The 14,545-nt window shown below is 71.2% G+C and carries 18 protein-coding genes; 5 read left to right on the plus strand and 13 right to left on the minus strand.

Annotated features, from left to right (window positions below; all coding sequences use genetic code 11):
• Window positions 1–5 precede the first annotated feature (5 nt).
• Together fxsT and ABD976_RS08615 are read right to left on the minus strand one after the other, a co-directional pair.
• Entirely contained in the window at window positions 6–2,372 is a 2,367-nt protein-coding gene (fxsT, locus tag ABD976_RS08610; protein WP_345359957.1) for an FxSxx-COOH system tetratricopeptide repeat protein, read from the minus strand.
• A 43-nt stretch (window positions 2,373–2,415) separates the two neighbouring features.
• On the minus strand, window positions 2,416–4,038 hold the full coding sequence (locus ABD976_RS08615) for a TM0106 family RecB-like putative nuclease (RefSeq protein WP_345359960.1): 1,623 nt from the start codon (window positions 4,036–4,038) through the stop codon (window positions 2,416–2,418).
• A 155-nt stretch (window positions 4,039–4,193) separates the two neighbouring features.
• Here ABD976_RS08615 and ABD976_RS08620 point away from each other — a divergent pair, with 155 nt between their 5' ends.
• Window positions 4,194–4,799, plus strand: a complete 606-nt coding sequence (locus tag ABD976_RS08620; protein WP_345359963.1) for a DUF6474 family protein — start codon at window positions 4,194–4,196, stop codon at window positions 4,797–4,799.
• Between the two features lie 48 nt (window positions 4,800–4,847).
• Here the strand turns inward: ABD976_RS08620 and ABD976_RS08625 are convergent, their stop codons facing one another.
• The 5 genes from ABD976_RS08625 to ABD976_RS08645 form a co-directional block, all read right to left on the minus strand.
• A complete protein-coding gene (locus ABD976_RS08625; RefSeq protein ID WP_345359966.1) occupies window positions 4,848–4,988 on the minus strand; it encodes a hypothetical protein in 141 nt (46 codons plus the stop codon).
• Window positions 4,989–5,083: 95 nt separating this feature from the next.
• Window positions 5,084–5,479 carry a type II toxin-antitoxin system VapC family toxin gene (locus ABD976_RS08630; protein ID WP_345359969.1) on the minus strand — a complete coding sequence of 132 codons (396 nt, stop codon included), beginning with the start codon at window positions 5,477–5,479 and terminating at the stop codon, window positions 5,084–5,086.
• On the minus strand, window positions 5,476–5,787 hold the full coding sequence (locus ABD976_RS08635) for a hypothetical protein (RefSeq protein ID WP_345359972.1): 312 nt from the start codon (window positions 5,785–5,787) through the stop codon (window positions 5,476–5,478). Before ABD976_RS08635 ends, ABD976_RS08630 begins: the two co-directional genes overlap by 4 nt.
• A gap of 218 nt (window positions 5,788–6,005) precedes the next feature.
• On the minus strand, window positions 6,006–6,332 hold the full coding sequence (locus tag ABD976_RS08640; RefSeq protein ID WP_345359975.1) for a hypothetical protein: 327 nt from the start codon (window positions 6,330–6,332) through the stop codon (window positions 6,006–6,008).
• The gene (locus ABD976_RS08645) at window positions 6,329–6,631 is read right to left on the minus strand and encodes an HC3 family zinc finger protein (RefSeq protein ID WP_345359978.1); all 303 of its coding nucleotides are present in this window, start codon (window positions 6,629–6,631) and stop codon (window positions 6,329–6,331) included. Before ABD976_RS08645 ends, ABD976_RS08640 begins: the two co-directional genes overlap by 4 nt.
• Before the next feature lie 245 nt (window positions 6,632–6,876).
• Between ABD976_RS08645 and ABD976_RS08650 the strand changes: the two genes are divergently transcribed.
• The 4 genes from ABD976_RS08650 (at window position 6,877) to ABD976_RS08665 (ending at window position 8,542) form a co-directional block, all read left to right on the plus strand.
• The gene (locus ABD976_RS08650; RefSeq protein ID WP_345359981.1) at window positions 6,877–7,683 is read left to right on the plus strand and encodes a helix-turn-helix domain-containing protein; all 807 of its coding nucleotides are present in this window, start codon (window positions 6,877–6,879) and stop codon (window positions 7,681–7,683) included.
• Between the two features lie 22 nt (window positions 7,684–7,705).
• The gene (locus ABD976_RS08655) at window positions 7,706–7,912 is read left to right on the plus strand and encodes a DUF397 domain-containing protein (RefSeq protein ID WP_345359984.1); all 207 of its coding nucleotides are present in this window, start codon (window positions 7,706–7,708) and stop codon (window positions 7,910–7,912) included.
• An 88-nt stretch (window positions 7,913–8,000) separates the two neighbouring features.
• The gene (locus ABD976_RS08660; RefSeq protein WP_345360604.1) at window positions 8,001–8,351 is read left to right on the plus strand and encodes a DUF5753 domain-containing protein; all 351 of its coding nucleotides are present in this window, start codon (window positions 8,001–8,003) and stop codon (window positions 8,349–8,351) included.
• Window positions 8,348–8,542, plus strand: a complete 195-nt coding sequence (locus ABD976_RS08665; RefSeq protein WP_345359987.1) for a DUF397 domain-containing protein — start codon at window positions 8,348–8,350, stop codon at window positions 8,540–8,542. Before ABD976_RS08660 ends, ABD976_RS08665 begins: the two co-directional genes overlap by 4 nt.
• 108 nt (window positions 8,543–8,650) lie before the next feature.
• Here ABD976_RS08665 and ABD976_RS08670 read toward each other — a convergent pair whose 3' ends face one another.
• From ABD976_RS08670 to ABD976_RS08695, 6 genes are all read right to left on the minus strand, one after another.
• The gene (locus ABD976_RS08670; protein ID WP_345359990.1) at window positions 8,651–8,866 is read right to left on the minus strand and encodes a hypothetical protein; all 216 of its coding nucleotides are present in this window, start codon (window positions 8,864–8,866) and stop codon (window positions 8,651–8,653) included.
• An 88-nt stretch (window positions 8,867–8,954) separates the two neighbouring features.
• On the minus strand, window positions 8,955–9,971 hold the full coding sequence (locus ABD976_RS08675; protein ID WP_345359993.1) for a glycine betaine ABC transporter substrate-binding protein: 1,017 nt from the start codon (window positions 9,969–9,971) through the stop codon (window positions 8,955–8,957).
• Window positions 9,968–10,735, minus strand: coding sequence for an ABC transporter permease (locus ABD976_RS08680; RefSeq protein WP_345359996.1), 768 nt, complete (start codon window positions 10,733–10,735; stop codon window positions 9,968–9,970). Before ABD976_RS08680 ends, ABD976_RS08675 begins: the two co-directional genes overlap by 4 nt.
• A complete protein-coding gene (locus ABD976_RS08685) occupies window positions 10,732–11,928 on the minus strand; it encodes an ABC transporter ATP-binding protein (protein ID WP_345359999.1) in 1,197 nt (398 codons plus the stop codon). Before ABD976_RS08685 ends, ABD976_RS08680 begins: the two co-directional genes overlap by 4 nt.
• Window positions 11,921–12,568 carry an ABC transporter permease gene (locus tag ABD976_RS08690; protein WP_345360002.1) on the minus strand — a complete coding sequence of 216 codons (648 nt, stop codon included), beginning with the start codon at window positions 12,566–12,568 and terminating at the stop codon, window positions 11,921–11,923. The genes ABD976_RS08685 and ABD976_RS08690 overlap by 8 nt, the downstream gene beginning before the upstream one ends.
• On the minus strand, window positions 12,565–14,238 hold the full coding sequence (locus tag ABD976_RS08695) for a BCCT family transporter (protein ID WP_345360607.1): 1,674 nt from the start codon (window positions 14,236–14,238) through the stop codon (window positions 12,565–12,567). The genes ABD976_RS08690 and ABD976_RS08695 overlap by 4 nt, the downstream gene beginning before the upstream one ends.
• Window positions 14,239–14,545 lie beyond the last annotated feature (307 nt).

The raw sequence follows: 14,545 nt of genomic DNA on the forward strand, positions 1-14,545 counted from the left end.
CGGGGCTACGACCGCTTCTCGCGCCAGAAGTCGAGGTTGTCGCGGGTCGTGGCCGTGTGCGGGTGGTCCGGGCCGAAGACCCGGACCACGTCCGGCAGCAGCGCCTCGATCCCGTCGATCGCCGCCGTGACATCTCCTCGCATGCCGTGCCATTGGGTCAGGTTGCCCCGCGTCACCAGCACGCTCGGGTGGTCGGCGCCCAGCACCCGGATCTCATCGGCCAGCAGCGCCTCGTACTCCGCCACCGCACCCGCCGCATCCCCCGACCGGCCGCGCCACTGCGCCGCACTGCCCCGCATCGACAGCACGTCCGGATGCTCGGCACCCAGCACGCGCACCCCGTCGGCGAGCAACTCCGCCAGCTCGGCCACCGCCACCGCGGCGTTCTCCGACCAGCCACGCAGGTCTGCGAGGACGCCCCGGATCGTCAGCACGTCCGGGTGGTCGGCACCGAGCACCCGGATCCCATCGGCCAGCAACTCCTCGTACTTCACGAGCGCACCCACCACATCACCCGACTTACCGCGCCACTGCGCCAGATTGCCCCGCGTCCGCAGCACGGTCGGGTGGTCGGCACCGAGCACCCGCACCGCATCGGCCAGCACCGCCTCGTACTCCGCCACCGCACCCACCACATCACCCGACTCACCGCGCCACCTGGCCAGGTTGTCCCGCACCGCCAGGGCGCCGAGGTCTTCCGCACCCAGCACCCGAACCACATCGGTCGACAGCGCCTCGAATTCCGCGAGCGCGCCCGCCACATCACCCGACTGACCGCGCCACCGCGCCAGGTTGTTCCGCGTTCTCAGCACATCCGGGTGGTCGGCACCCAGCACCCGCACCCCGTCGGCCAGCACCGCCTCCCACTCCGCCACCGCACCCGCCACATCGCCCGACTCACCACGCCACCGCGCCAGATTTCCCCGGGTGAGCAGGTGATCGTGGTGGTCGGCCCCGAGCACCGCGGCCGACCGCTCCGCCAACCGCTCGAAGTGCTCGCGCGCCCGGTCCACGAGCCCGTGCTCGCCCAGGCTGGTCCCGGCATCGGCCAGCACCGGATGCGCTCGGGGAGTCCACAGGTGGATACCGCCGTGCTGCGCCAGGGCCTCGACGTTGTCGTAGAGGGCTTGCGCCAGGGGAAGGTCGTGCGCGTGCGGCGGCCAGACGTCGAGGAGGGCGTCGGCGGCGGTGCGGGCGACCGCGCCGAGCGCCGGGTCGCCGAGCTCGTCGCGGGTGGCCCGCTGGACGAGGGCGTGGACGCGGACCGAGCGGTGCGGGTCGGTGGTGTCGTGGGTGACCAGCCCGAGGCGGTGCAGGACGCGCAGGGCGCTGCGCACCTGGTCGGCGTCGACCTCCAGGGCGTCCAGGACCGGTTGCGCGGTGAACACCTCCTCGGGCACGCCGTGCGGGTCGAGGACCGACGCGAGGTCGAGGACCCGGGGGGCCAGGCCGCGCGGCCGGGCGCGTTCGGCCAGCTCGACCGACAGCGACCAGGTGGCCGACACGGTGCTCCGGTGGTCGTCCGGGAGGGCGTCGGGCTCGGGCAGCAGCTCGTCGAGCGTGCGGCGCCGCTCGGCGAACCTGGCGCGGTAGGCGGCGACGTCCAGGCCCTCGTCCAGCAGGTAGGCGGTGGCCTGCGACAGCGCCAGCGGGAGGTGGCCGAGGTCGTCGGCCAGGCCCGCCGCGTCGCGCTCGGGCACGTCGCCGAGTCGGGCGCGCAGGTAGGCCAGCGACTCGGCCGGGCTGAACACGCCGACCTCGACGAGCCGCCGCCGGTCGCCGGTGAGCGCCGCGTCCCGCCGCCGGGTGGTCGCCACCACCCGGCCGGTGCCGGTCAGCGGCGGCCACAGGTCGCGGACCTCCTCGGGACCGCGCAGGTCGTCGAGCACGACGAGCCAGCGGCGGTCCAGCTCCGCGAGGCGTTCCAGGAACCGCCGGGCGCCGAGTTCGGGCTGGTCGCCGGAGTACCAGCCGAGGCGGTCGGCGGCGGTGGCGTAGGCGGCGACGATCGCGCTCGCCGAGCCCGCCGCCACCCACACCAGCAGGTCGAGCTCGCCCGCCCGCCAGGCGCGTTCGGCGTAGTCGGCGGCGAGCTGGGTCTTGCCCACCCCGCCGAGCCCGCTGAGCACCCGGGCCTCGCCGGTGAGCACCGCCGCCTCACCGCCGGACACGGCCGCGACCAGCTCGGCGAGCACCGCGCGCGGTTGGAAGAAGCCCGCCCGGCGCGGCACGACTCCGACCCGCACCGGCCACCGCTCCACGGGTGCCTGCGGTCCGGCGGGCGCGTGGAAGTGCACCCCGCCGTGCACGTCGCGCGCGTTGACCTGCGCGCCGACGTGGCCTGCGGTGGTGTTGGCGGTCCGGTCGTCCACGCCGCCCATGATCCCGCGCGGCGGCCGGGCGGGAGGCCGGTTCCTACAGCTCGGCGGCGAACGGGACGTCCTGGACGGCCTCGGAGGTCATCCAGCGGCGGATCGTCCAGGTGGCCCGGACGTCGTCCTCGTTGTAGCGCAGGATGCGGTCGCGCTGCCCCGGGTCCGGATCGGCGCCGGTGAGGCCGACCGCGTCGCGGTACCAGCGCATCGAGTTCTCCCCGCTGGCCTCCGGGTCGCGCCAGTGGAAACCGGCGCAGGGGGCGATGACCTTGAGTCCCTTGCCGTTGGGGCACAGGAAGTTCTCGCGGACCGAGGCGAACAGGTCGACCCACTGGTCGGAGCGGATGAACCGGCGCACCTCGGAGACCGGCGGCACGCCCGGCTTGCCCGCGAAGCGCTGGGCGGAGGCGAGCAGCCAGCGGTTCTCGGCGAGCTCGTTGTAGCAGTAGGCGCGGAAGGTGAGGCCGCGCCTGCGGGCCTCCCGGCGGACCCCGGTGAACCAGGCCCAGAACTCGGCGAACGAGCGGGCCTCGTCGTCGTCCGGCAGCGGTTCCCAGCTCGCGAAGGCGCGGTAGCCGGGTTCCTGCCCGACGTCGGCGCCGGACAGCCAGCTCCCCCACAGGTAGGCCCCGGCGTCGGCGTAGCTCTCCATGTCGACGTCGACCTCGACGTCGGCGCGGGGCACCGACACCGACCGCACCCGGCGCACCAGCGGCAGTTCCAGCCGCCACGCCTTGGCCAGCAGCACCAGGTCGGCCAGCCGGGGCGCGGTCAGCGGGGTCTCGACGGCGAGCGGGTCGAGCCCGGCGAGGTCGTCGACGGTGCGCACCCCGACCCCGCGCAGCGCGACGGCGTCCTCCCCGCGCACCACCAGGCTGACGTCCCGGTCCGCGGTGAGCTCGCGCTCGCACACCGGCCACCACGGGCAGCCCTTGCACTCGTTGACCCGGGACGGCTGGGCCTGCGGCTCGTCGCCGGTGGCGGCGGCGGTGGCCACCGCGAACCGGTCGGCGAAGCGGGTGTCGTACTCGTCGAGGGCGCTGCGCCCGCCGGGCCAGTTCGGCAGCGTCAGGTCGTGCCAGAGCACCGCGTCGCCGTCCACGCCGATCACCCCGCCGAGCCCGGCCGACGAGCTCATCCCGACGGCGTCGAGCATCCGGGTGAGGTGCGCGAGGCGGAGCAGGTCGCGCGGCTGCGCGCGGACCTTGCGGCGCTGGTCGACGTACGAGGCGGCGGGCACCGGGCGCTCCAGCGGCGAGAGGCGGGCGCCCATCCCGGGGTCGCTGATCTTGTGCCGCACGACCAGCACCGGCAGGTAGCCCGCGCCGTCGCGCACCAGCAGTTCCGCGCTGCCGCGCTTGCCGTCGACCGGCGGCAGCTGGGCGCCGGAGAGGTGGCCGACGCCCGCGCGCATCGCGGCCAGCGTCACCTCGACGCGGTCGTCGACGTCGGCGGCGAGCACGTCGATCCAGTCGGGGGCGAGCAGTTCGCCGAGCACGCGCGCCACGTCGGCGCGGTGCGCGGTGGCGTCGGCGATGCGCTGCTCGATGCCCAGGTCGAGCGGCGCGCGCGGGGCATCGCGCATCGCCGGATCGTGCTCCAGGTGCACGCGACGGCGACACCGCGTCACCACGCCGGCGTCGAGCAGCACCTCATCTTCCACCCGGAAAGCGTATGCGGTGGGGCCGACCCGGCCGTTCGACACCCCGACGCCGGGCGCGTCGGACACCCGGCGTGGCCGGGGGTGCGCGCAGCGTTCGCGGGTCGGGGCGCGCGGACTTAGCGTGACCGTGGGGCCGACGAGGGAGGTGGCGTCCGGTGCGTCGCAGCAGGGGCGGGCGGTCGGCGCTCGACCGCCTCGGCAGCGCGGTCGGGTCGGGCCGGGACAGCCGGCTGGACCGCACGGTGGGCAAGCAGCGGCTCAAGGCGGGCAAGCAGGAGGTCAAGCTCGGCAAGCAGCGCGCCAAGGCGCAGCAGCGCGGCGAGCTCGGCCGGTTCACGCCCGGCAACGCCAAGAAGGTGGTGGGCGTGACCAGGGTGCTCGCCCCGGTCGTCGCGCCGTACGCGATGTGGGCCGCCACCGCCGTGCGGGAGAACTACGACCGGTTCAAGGCGCGGCGGATGGGCATCTCCGCCGACCAGCTCGGCACCTACTCGGGTCGGGGCGCCGGACTGCACGCGCGGATCGACGGCGACGCGCAGGCGCTGGCCGCGCTGCGCACCCAGAGCACCGGGCGCGGCACCGAGGAGCAGCAGTCGGTGGACCAGTTCGCCGAGCGGACCGGCGCGCGCCTCAAGCAGCTGATCAGCGCCGTCCGGGCCGCGGAGCGCGTCCCCGCGGGGCGCCGCCGGGCCACCCACCGCTCGGTGCACCGCGAGCTGAACGGGATCGAGAAGGAGCTGATGACCCGCTTCGGCCTCTGAGCGCCGGGTGAGGGGCACCTTCACTCCGGACGGACCCACGCGAACGGGTCAACGGGTGGGCGGCTCGGTGACGGCGACCGCGGGGTCGCCGGTGATCTCGACCCCGCCCGTCTCGATCCCCACCCCGGACAGCACCGCCACCACGACGGCGGCCAACGCCACCGCCGCGAGCACCTGCCAACCCGCCACGCTCCCACCTCCCGGACACGACTCCTGGTGATCACGTCGCAGCCGGTGTCCGGGGCGTTACCCGCGGTCGCGCTCCTCGGGCGTTCGGAGGACCGTCAGAGCGGCATGGCCACGGGGATGCCTTCGTCCTCGGCTGCCGCGGCCAGGCGCTTGTCGTAGGTGACCAGGGTGGGGCTGCTCCGCTGGACGAGCGCGGTGGCCAGGTGCAGGGCGTCCAGGCTGCGCAGGTGCTGTCCGCCGATCCCGGCGGCCAGTTCCAGCACGTCGTCGGCGACGGGGTGCAGGTGCAGGCCGCTGAGGAGCAACGCGGCTCGGGATCGATCGCCGCGGTCGGCTTCCACGCGCGTCAGCGCGCGCATCACTTCGACGCGCACCAAGGCGCTGGCGACGAGCGGCGTGCCGCGGTGCTCACCGAGCCAGCCGGTGAGCGCTGCGGTCTCCTGTTCCGGGCGCACGAGCTTCAGCACCGCGCAGGAGTCGAGCTGGATCACCGGTCGGTTTCCTCGCGGTCGGCCAGGATCGCATCGGTGCCCGCCGTGTCGAGCGAACCGGAGGAAGTCCGGGTCGGCGAGGCCAGCAGGTCGTCCCAGAGCTTTTCCTGCCGCTCCCGCCAATCCGGGTGAGCGAGCCCGGCGGCGGCCCACTCGTCCATCTGCTGGTGGTCCTCGTCCGGGGCGGTCATGATCGCCACCACCACGCCGTCCCGGGTCACGGTCATCCGCCGTTCCCGCTGGAGGCGGCTCAGGACCTGGCGATGGCGATGGATGAGGTCCGAAATCGTGACCTGCGCATCTGCCATGCCACCACTGTAGCGAGGAGTTACTCGCGCCTCCACCGGGTAACCGGCCGGTCGGCGGAGTTGCTCAACAGCGTTCGGGCCACTCCGACCTGCCGACCGGCACGTCCTCTGCTCGCGGGGAGCCACGCCTGGAGTGGAAGGCCGACCGGTGCTCGGGGTGACACCGGTCGGCCGCGACCCCGCGCCGAGCACCGGGTGCGGTCGGCGCCGGGCCGGGACTACAGGGCCCGCAGGCCGTCCAGCAGCCGTTGCAGCGACGCCGGGTCCCGCACGAACGAGGACGGCGGCAGGTCCGGGACCTTCGGCAGCACCTCGGTCGGCGCCTCGGCCACGGCTTCGGCCAGCGCCTCGGCGAGATTCCCGCTCCACGACGTGCGCACCGGCGCGGGCGCGGAGCCGGTGGTGCGGTGCTGCTCGATCAGCCACCACGCCGACGTCGCCCCGGCGCCCGCGCCACCGTGGCGCCCCGAGGCGAAGTACCGCGACGCGCACACCGCCGCGACGCCCGCGACCGCCAGTCCGGCCGCCCACCACCCCGCGCTCACCGGCCGCGCTCCGCCTCATCGCCGACCCTCGCCGCGGCCCCGCGACGCGGCGACGCGCGCGCCCGTCGGCCGGGCGGCATCGGCACGCCCGCGAGCCGGTGCGCCGCGACGTCGCAGGCCGGGCAGGTCTCCCACAACCACGCCAGGACCGTGTCCGCGGGCGCGACCTCCTGGCCGCACAACGTCCCCACGGTCCTCTCGCACCGCCACCGCGACACCTTCGTCGCGTGCCGCCGCTCAGCGCCCGGAACCCAGTGGAACGGATGAGGTGAGTACGGACCCAGCTGTTCGGGAGCCATTTTCGACCACCTTTCGCGAGATATGAGCGATCGCTGGTCCGAGGTCGGCGATCACCTGGTACTCGAAACCTTCCAGAGGCGCGCGCCTGTGTATAGGCGCGCGCCTCTTGTTCACCCAAAGAGAGGTCCGCCGGTATGCCGTTCCGGCGTGCCAGACTCAACACGCCACCTGCTCAACACCTGTGGAGGTCACACCAGTGGCGAAACGGCCCGGCCCGAGCGTTCGACGGCGTCAGCTCGGCGCGATGCTCCGACAACTGCGGAAGGACGCGGGCAAAGAGCGCGATGACGCCGCTGAGTGGCTTGAGATCAGCCAGCAAACGCTGAGCAAGATCGAAATCGGGCGCCAGACGATCAAGGCGCCTCACGTTCGCTTGTTGTGCCAGCTCTACGACGTCGACGCGGGCACGCTGGACAACCTCCTCCGCCTGGCAAAGGAAGCGAACCAACGCGGATGGTGGGTCGCGTACCGCGATACCGTGCCGGAGTCGTTCCGGCGATTCGTAGGGCACGAAGCTGATGCAGCCGCCATCTGGGACTACCAAGCCGAGTACGTCCCAGGACTGCTCCAAACGCCTGCTTACGTAGCAGCGATCACACGGGCCTCACGCCCGAACGCCAGTGATGCGGAAGTCAATCGGTCCGTGAGCCTGCGTCGGGAACGGCAAGAACGGCTCGACGAAGGAGAACCGCCTCAACTGCGCTTCTACCTGAACGAAGCCGTGATCCGCCGCACCGTGGGCGGCGCAGAGGTCATGCGCGAGCAGCTGGAACATCTCGTTGCGGCCGGTACGGCCGATCACATCGAGCTTCGGATCGTGCCGTTCTCCGCAGGAGCCCACGCCGCCATGTCTGCGTCCTTCATCATGATGCGGTTCCCGGATGAACCCGAACCAGCCTTCGCCTACGTGGAGAACGACCGTGGAGCGGTCTACCAGGAAGATCCTGGCGACATCGACCGCTATAACCTCATACTCAGCGAACTCGATCGTGTCGCCCTGAGCCACGTCAGCTCACGGTCGATGATCGAATCCGCGGCCGAATCACTGTGAATCGACACGAAGGGGACGGACGATGAACACTCCGGACCTGTCCCGCGCTGCATGGCGCAAGTCCAGTCGAAGCAACGGAAACAACGGCGCCTGCGTCGAAGTGGGTATCGCGCAGAATTTCGCCGGCGTCCGAGACACCAAGGACCGGGGCTACGGCACGCTGGCCTTCAGCCGATCAACGTGGTCCGGCTTCCTGACCGCGATCAAGACCGGCCGCTACGACACCTGAACCACCCCGGAGGAGCCGCGCACCCGCCGCGCCTCACCCGAAAGGGACATGAGTGAGGGGCACCCTGTACCACGTGACTTGGTACAGGGTGCCCCTCACTCAGCAAGAGTCACCCGGTGGTGCCGCCGTCATGGCGGACCAGCTCCGGCACATCCTCGATGTCGCGGACCAGCCGAACATCACGGTGCACGTACTCGCGGGCGGGGCGACGTCCTGGCATCCGGCCCATGCCGGACCGTTCATGCTCTTCGATTTCCGCAAGGAACCGTCCATCGTGCACCTCGAGCATCTGAGCTCATCGGCGTTCTTGTACGCACCCGGAGATGTCAGGGTGTACAGCGACGCCGTCGCTAACCTCACGCGACTGGCGATGGCACCGGACGAGTCGGCAGGCGTCATCGCCGATCGCGTCAAGGAGTTGGAGAAGGGAACACGATGAGCATTCAGCCCGTTGGATGGCGCAAGTCGACCCGTTCGTCGCAGCAGACCAACTGCGTCGAGGTCGGCCGCGTCGGCGAGGGCGCCGCCGTCCGCGACACCAAGGACCGCGCCACCGGGTACTTCACCACCACCGGCGCCCAGTGGACCAGCTTCCTGACCGCGATCAAGACCGGCCGCTACGACACCTGAGCCACCCCAGGGAACGGCGCATCCGCCGCGCCTCACCCGAAAGGGACATGAGTGAGGGGCACCCTTGCCCAAATTACTTGGACAAGGGTGCCCCTCACTCAGCAAGAGTCACCCGGGCGGGAAGGAGCGCTCCGGCGTGCGCCCTTCGTGCTCGTGCAGTTCGGCCAGTCGGTCAGCGAGGACGTAGGCCCGGGTCCGGCGTTCGGCCAGCTCCGCCGCGGACTCGAGGTCCCGGCCGTTGCGCCGGTCGATGTCGGCCTTGGCCTGCTTGACGTCGTTCCACGAACGTCCCATCGTCGCGCCCTCCCAGCTCCCCTGCTGCAACCCGCGCATTGTAGGGGCGCCGGGACCCGTCCTCGATGCGACGAGAGCGCCCGCCCGGTGGCCGGGCGGGCGCTCTCGTCGGGGTGGGTCAGCCGCTCTGGTTCTGGGGGGAGTCGGGGAGCGTGACGAAGCCCTTCTCCACCATCCAGTCGCGGGCGACGTCGGCCGGGTCGCGGCCCTCCACGTCCACCTCGGCGTTGAGCTCCTTGAGCTCCTCGTTGTTCAGCGCCGCCGAGACGGGCTCGAACACCTCCGTGATCTGCGGGTAGCGCTCCAGGATCTCGGCGCGGGTGTTGATCCCGGCGTTGTAGCGCGGGAAGAACTGCCGGTCGTCCTCCAGCACCTTGAGGTCCAGCGCCTTGATCCGGCCGTCGGTGGTGAACACCTCGCCGAAGACGCAGGTCCCGTTGGCGGTGGCCTGGTAGATCGGGCCCTCCATCAGGATGCGGATCTTCGACGGGTCGGCCTTGAAGCCGTACTCCTGCTCGACGCCGGGCATCCCGTCGTTGCGGTTGGCGAACTCGGTGTCGAGGCAGAAGGACCCGGCCTCCGGGTTCTCCCGCACGAGCTCGGCCATGTCGGAGACCGTCTCCAGCCCGTACTTCTCCGCGTTCTCCTGGTTCACCGCGAACGCGTAGGTGTTGTCGACGCCGTAGGCCAGCGCCGTCCACGCCACGTCGTGCCGTTCCAGGTCCATCTTCTTGACGGCCTGGTACGCCCGCTCCGCGTCCGGGATCACCTCGGTCTGGCCGTTGTAGCTGACCCAGGACGTCCCGATGTACTCCCAGAGCAGGTCGATCTGGTCGCTCTTGAGGGCGTGCCGCGCGCTGGACGAGCCGACGATGTTGGTCAGGTCGCGCACGTTGGCGCCCGCCGCGTCCAGCGCGAACTCGGCGATGTAGCCGAGCACGAGCTGTTCGGTGAACGCCTTGGAGCCCACCGTCAGCGTGACGCCCTCCAGCTCCGGCACCGGCCGGATCGAACCGGGCTCGACCTGGAGCGGGATCGCCGAACCGGACGACAACCCGCAGCCGGAGGTCACCAGCGCACCGGCCATCGCCAGCGACGCCAGCTTGATCGCACCTCGTCGGGTTCGCAGTTTCATCGCAGCCCCCTCGGCGACAGGTAGGTCTCGGCCAGCGCGCCCAGCCAGTCGACCAGCAGCGCCAGCGCCATCGCCAGCACGGAGCCGACGACCATCACGGTCCAGTTGTTCAGCTTGTACCCGGTGTCGATCAGCTCGCCGAGCCCGCCCGCGCCGACGAACAGCGCCAGCGTCGCGGTCCCGACCGCGAGCACCAGCGCGGTGCGCAGCCCGGCCAGGATGTACGGGATGGCCAGCGGGAGCTCGATGCGCAGCAGCACCTTGCCCGCCGACATCCCGATGCCCCGGCCCGCGTCGATCAGCGACGAGTCCACCTGCTGCAACCCGACGATGGTGTTGCGCAGCACCGGCAGCAGCGCGTACAGCGCGATCGGCAGCACCGCGATCCAGAAGCCGGTGCTCCCGCCGGTGAACAGGAAGAACAGCACCAGCAGGCCCACCGACGGGGCCGCCTGGCCGATGTTGGCCAGGCCGATCACCAGCGGCGCGGCCAGCCGCGCCCAGGACCGGCTGAGCAGCACCCCGAGCGGCACCGCGAGGAGCACCACGATCAGCGCGACCGCGAGGCTCATCAGGAAGTGCTGCCAGGTGAGGTTCAGGATCGTCGGCCCGTTGATGCTGCGGGCGGTGACGTCGTCGTCGTTGTTGGCGAACGCCCACGCCAGCACGCCCAGCACCAGGACCAGCACCGCGACCGGCTGGGCCAGCAGCCGCAACCGGTCCGCGCGGGACAGGCCCGAGTCGGCGGTGAGCTGAGCGGTCATGAGCCCGCTCCGGCGACGGCGGCCTCGTCCGGTTCGGCGTTCTCCTCGCGCAACGCCTTGATCGCGTTCATCACCGTGTCGATGTCGACCACGCCGGCGTACTCGCCGCGCTTGCCGGTGACCACCGCGACGCCGTCGTCGTCGGTGAGGATCGCCTCCAGGGCGTCCTGCAACGTGGAGGCCAGCGAGACGCTGTCCTCCACCGGACGTCCGGCCCGCTCCAGCGCCGCCACCGCGCCGGCCTCCCGCGCGGTGGCCCAGCGCAGCGGCCGGTTGCGGCGGTCGAGCACCAGGCCGATCGCGCCGCGCCGGGAGCCGAGCCGCTCGGCCAGCGCCGAGGGCGCCTCGTCGACCTTCGCGGTCGGCACCTCGGTGACGTCGATGTCGCGGACCCGGCGCAGGGTGAGCTGCTTGAGCGCGGCACCGGCGCCGACGAAGCCCGCGACGGTGTCGTCGGCCGGGTTGGTCAGGATCGCCTCGGGCGTGTCGTACTGCAGGATCTTCGACCGCTCGCCGAGCACCGCGATCCGGTCGCCCAGCTTGACGGCCTCGTCGAAGTCGTGCGTGACGAACACGATGGTCTTGCCGAGGTCGGCCTGCAGCCGCATCAGCTCGTCCTGGAGCACGCCGCGGGTGATCGGGTCGACCGCGCCGAACGGCTCGTCCATCAGCAGCACCGGCGGGTTCGCCGCCAGCGCGCGGGCCACCCCGACGCGCTGCTGCTGACCGCCGGAGAGCTGCCGCGGGAACCGCTTGGTGTACTCCGCCGGGTCCAGCCCGACCAGGTCGAGCATCTCCTCGACCCGCTCCGCGATCCGCTGCTTGCTCCAGCCGACCAGCCCCGGGACCATCCCGACGTTCTCGCCCACGGTCATGTGCGGGAACAGCCCGGCCTGCTGGATCGAGTAGCCGATCTCGCGGCGCAGCTTGTCCGGATCCAGCGCGAGCACGTCCTCGCCCGCGATGCTGATCTTGCCGGAGGTCGGCTCGATCAACCGGTTGATCATGCGCATGGTGGTGGTCTTGCCGCTGCCCGAAGGCCCGACCAGCACCACCGTCTCGCCGGCGGGGATGGTCATGGTCACCGACTCCACCGCGGGGGCCTGCTGCCCCGGGTACCGCTTGGAGACCTCTTCCAGGTGGATCTCCACACCGTGCCCGCCGGTCGTACCGGGGTTGTTGTTGTCAGCCACGAATTCCCCTCGAAGTGGTCAGCCGTCCGATCAGCACGAAGACGGCGTCCAGCACCAGGGCGAGGACGATCACGCCGATGGTGCCCGCGAGCGCCATGTTCAACGCGTTGGCGCCGCCGAGTTGGGACAGTCCGCTGAAGATGCTGTTGCCCAGCCCGGGCCCCTTGGCGTACGCGGCGATGGCCGCGATGCCCATCAGCATCTGGGTGCTCACCCGCATGCCCGCGAGGATCGGGGGCCAGGCCAGCCGCAGCTCGACCTTGGTGAGCACCGAGAAGCGGCTCATCCCGATGCCCCGGGCGGCGTCGACGATCGGCCGGTCGACCGTGGAGAGCCCGACGATCGTGTTGCGCACGATCGGCAGCAGCGCGTACAGCACCAGCGTCAGCACCGACGGCGCCACGCCCAGCCCCAGCACGGGGATGAGCAGGCCGAACAGGGCGAAGGACGGAACCGTGAGGACCGCGCTGGACAGCGCGGTGGCGATCGCCGCCCCGGCGGGGCTGCGGTAGACCGCAACCCCGACGAGGACGCCGACGATCGTCGCCAGCACGATGCACTGCACCACCATGCTGGCGTGCTGGTACGCGTCGACCAGCAGCTGCTGCCAACGCGAACCGACGTAATCGAGGAAACTCACGCCTTACCCGCTTCCTCGGTCCTGCCCTTGCCCTCGTCCTCGTCACCGAGGTCGTCGGGGTCGCCGGAACCGCTGCTCGCGGAACCGTTCTCGTCCCCGTTGGGCTCGGCGGGAGTGGTGACGAGCTGGAACTCGCCCTCGTGCTCCTCCTCGCCGATGATGACCGCCTGCTCCAGGACCTCGGCGCCCTTGGCGTCGCGCAGCGTGATGTCGTCGCTGCGCAGGTCCTTCATCAACGCGACGCACATCAGCACCATGATCACCGCGAACGGCAGCGCACCGATGAACGTCAGGTTCTGGATGCCGGACAGCGCTTCGTCCTCGCCGCCTCCGACGACCAGCATGATCGCCGCGACGGCACCGGTGGCGGCACCCCAGAAGATGACCACCCACTTGCTCGGCTCGATGGAACCGCGCTGGGACAGCGTGCCCATCACCACCGAGGCGGCGTCGGCACCGGAGACGAAGAAGATCGCCACCAGGATCATCACGATCACCGAGGTGACCAGGGTCAGCGGCAGGTGCTCCAGCACCGCGAAGGTCTGCGCCTCGGGCGTGCCGTCGCCGTAGACGTTGTTGCCCGCCTGCTGGCTGTCGATCCCGGCGCCGCCGAAGATCGCGAACCACACCAGGCTCACCGCGCTGGGCACCAGCAGCACGCCGCTGATGAACTGGCGGATGGTGCGGCCCCGGCTGATCCGGGCGATGAACATCGCCACGAACGGCGTCCAGGAGATCCACCACGCCCAGTAGAAGACCGTCCAGCCGGCCAGCCACTCGTGCATGGGGTCGCCGCCGGTGGCACCCGACCGCGACGCCATCTCGCCGAAGTCGCTCAGGTAGGTGCCCAGCGAGGTCGGCAGCAGGTTCAGGATCAGGATGGTCGGGCCGACCACGAACACGAAGATCGCCAGCACCGCGGCGAGCACCATGTTGATGTTGGACAGCCACTGGATGCCCTTGGCCACGCCGGACACCGCGGAGGCGATGAAGCAGACCGTCAGCACCGCGATGATCAGCACCAGGACCGTGGTCGAGGCGCTGTCCGGGTCCAGCCAGCCCGCGGCCTCCATGCCGCTGCGGATCTGCAGGGTGCCGATGCCCAGCGACGCCGCCGACCCGAACAGGGTGGCGAACAGCGCCAGGATGTCGATCAGCCTGCCGATCGGGCCCTCGGCGTTGCGCTTGCCGATGAGCGGGCGGAACACGCTGCTGATGAGCTGGCTGCGCCCGCGGCGGAAGCTGCTGTAGGCGATCGCCAGGCCCGCCACCGCGTAGATCGCCCACGGGTGCAGGGTCCAGTGGAACAGCGAGGTCGCCATCGCCGTCCGGATGGCCTCGTCGGTCTCGCCGGGCACGGTGCCCGGCGGCGGCGAGACGAAGTGGCTCAGCGGCTCGCTGACGCCGAAGAACATCAGACCGATGCCCATCCCGGCGCTGAACATCATGGCGATCCACGAGACCGTCCGGAACTCCGGCTTCTCGCCGTCGTTGCCCAGCGGGATCCGGCCGTACTTGCTGAAGGCCAGGAACAGGGCGAAGAACACGAATCCGGTGGCGGCCAGCACGAAGCCCCAACCGGTGTTCAGGATCAGCCAGTCCAGCGCGGCCTTCGACACGCTGCTCAGCGTCTCGGTGCTCGCCACGCCCCAGCCGACCAGGACGAACATGATGGCCGCGGTGACGCCGAACACGACCCAGTCGGTTCGGGGCCTACCACCGGTGTAATCGGGTTTTCCGGGTAATTCCGTGGGTGCCGCCGTGGCGGTACCGCTGTGTTCAGGTTCGCTCGACACAGGTTACGGCGTCGAAAACCGACGCCCCCTCCTCTCCGTCGTCAGTCACGACGATTCGGAACCGTGTGCTCGTGCACGTGTGCAGGGATTGATCCCGACCGTCTGCAACCTATAAACCGTGACCCAAACGGGTGAACAAGGCAAGCTCACCAGCGTTCGACGTGGCCGAACCGACATCTAG

It is taken from the genome of Saccharopolyspora cebuensis (genome assembly GCF_039542665.1).
In the GTDB taxonomy this organism is placed as follows: domain Bacteria; phylum Actinomycetota; class Actinomycetes; order Mycobacteriales; family Pseudonocardiaceae; genus Saccharopolyspora; species Saccharopolyspora cebuensis.

What these genes read in the sequence shown, in the direction of transcription:
- ABD976_RS08675 (WP_345359993.1), bottom strand. Translation starts at nt 9,971, where the DNA reads ATGAAACTGCGAACCCGACGAGGTGCGATCAAGCTGGCGTCGCTGGCG.
- ABD976_RS08665 (WP_345359987.1), top strand. Translation starts at nt 8,348, where the DNA reads ATGAGCATTCAGCCCGTTGGATGGCGCAAGTCGACCCGTTCGTCGCAG.
- ABD976_RS08645 (WP_345359978.1), bottom strand. Translation starts at nt 6,631, where the DNA reads ATGGCTCCCGAACAGCTGGGTCCGTACTCACCTCATCCGTTCCACTGG.
- ABD976_RS08635 (WP_345359972.1), bottom strand. Translation starts at nt 5,787, where the DNA reads ATGGCAGATGCGCAGGTCACGATTTCGGACCTCATCCATCGCCATCGC.
- ABD976_RS08695 (WP_345360607.1), bottom strand. Translation starts at nt 14,238, where the DNA reads ATGTTCGTCCTGGTCGGCTGGGGCGTGGCGAGCACCGAGACGCTGAGC.
- ABD976_RS08655 (WP_345359984.1), top strand. Translation starts at nt 7,706, where the DNA reads ATGAACACTCCGGACCTGTCCCGCGCTGCATGGCGCAAGTCCAGTCGA.
- ABD976_RS08650 (WP_345359981.1), top strand. Translation starts at nt 6,877, where the DNA reads ATGCTCCGACAACTGCGGAAGGACGCGGGCAAAGAGCGCGATGACGCC.
- ABD976_RS08680 (WP_345359996.1), bottom strand. Translation starts at nt 10,735, where the DNA reads ATGACCGCTCAGCTCACCGCCGACTCGGGCCTGTCCCGCGCGGACCGG.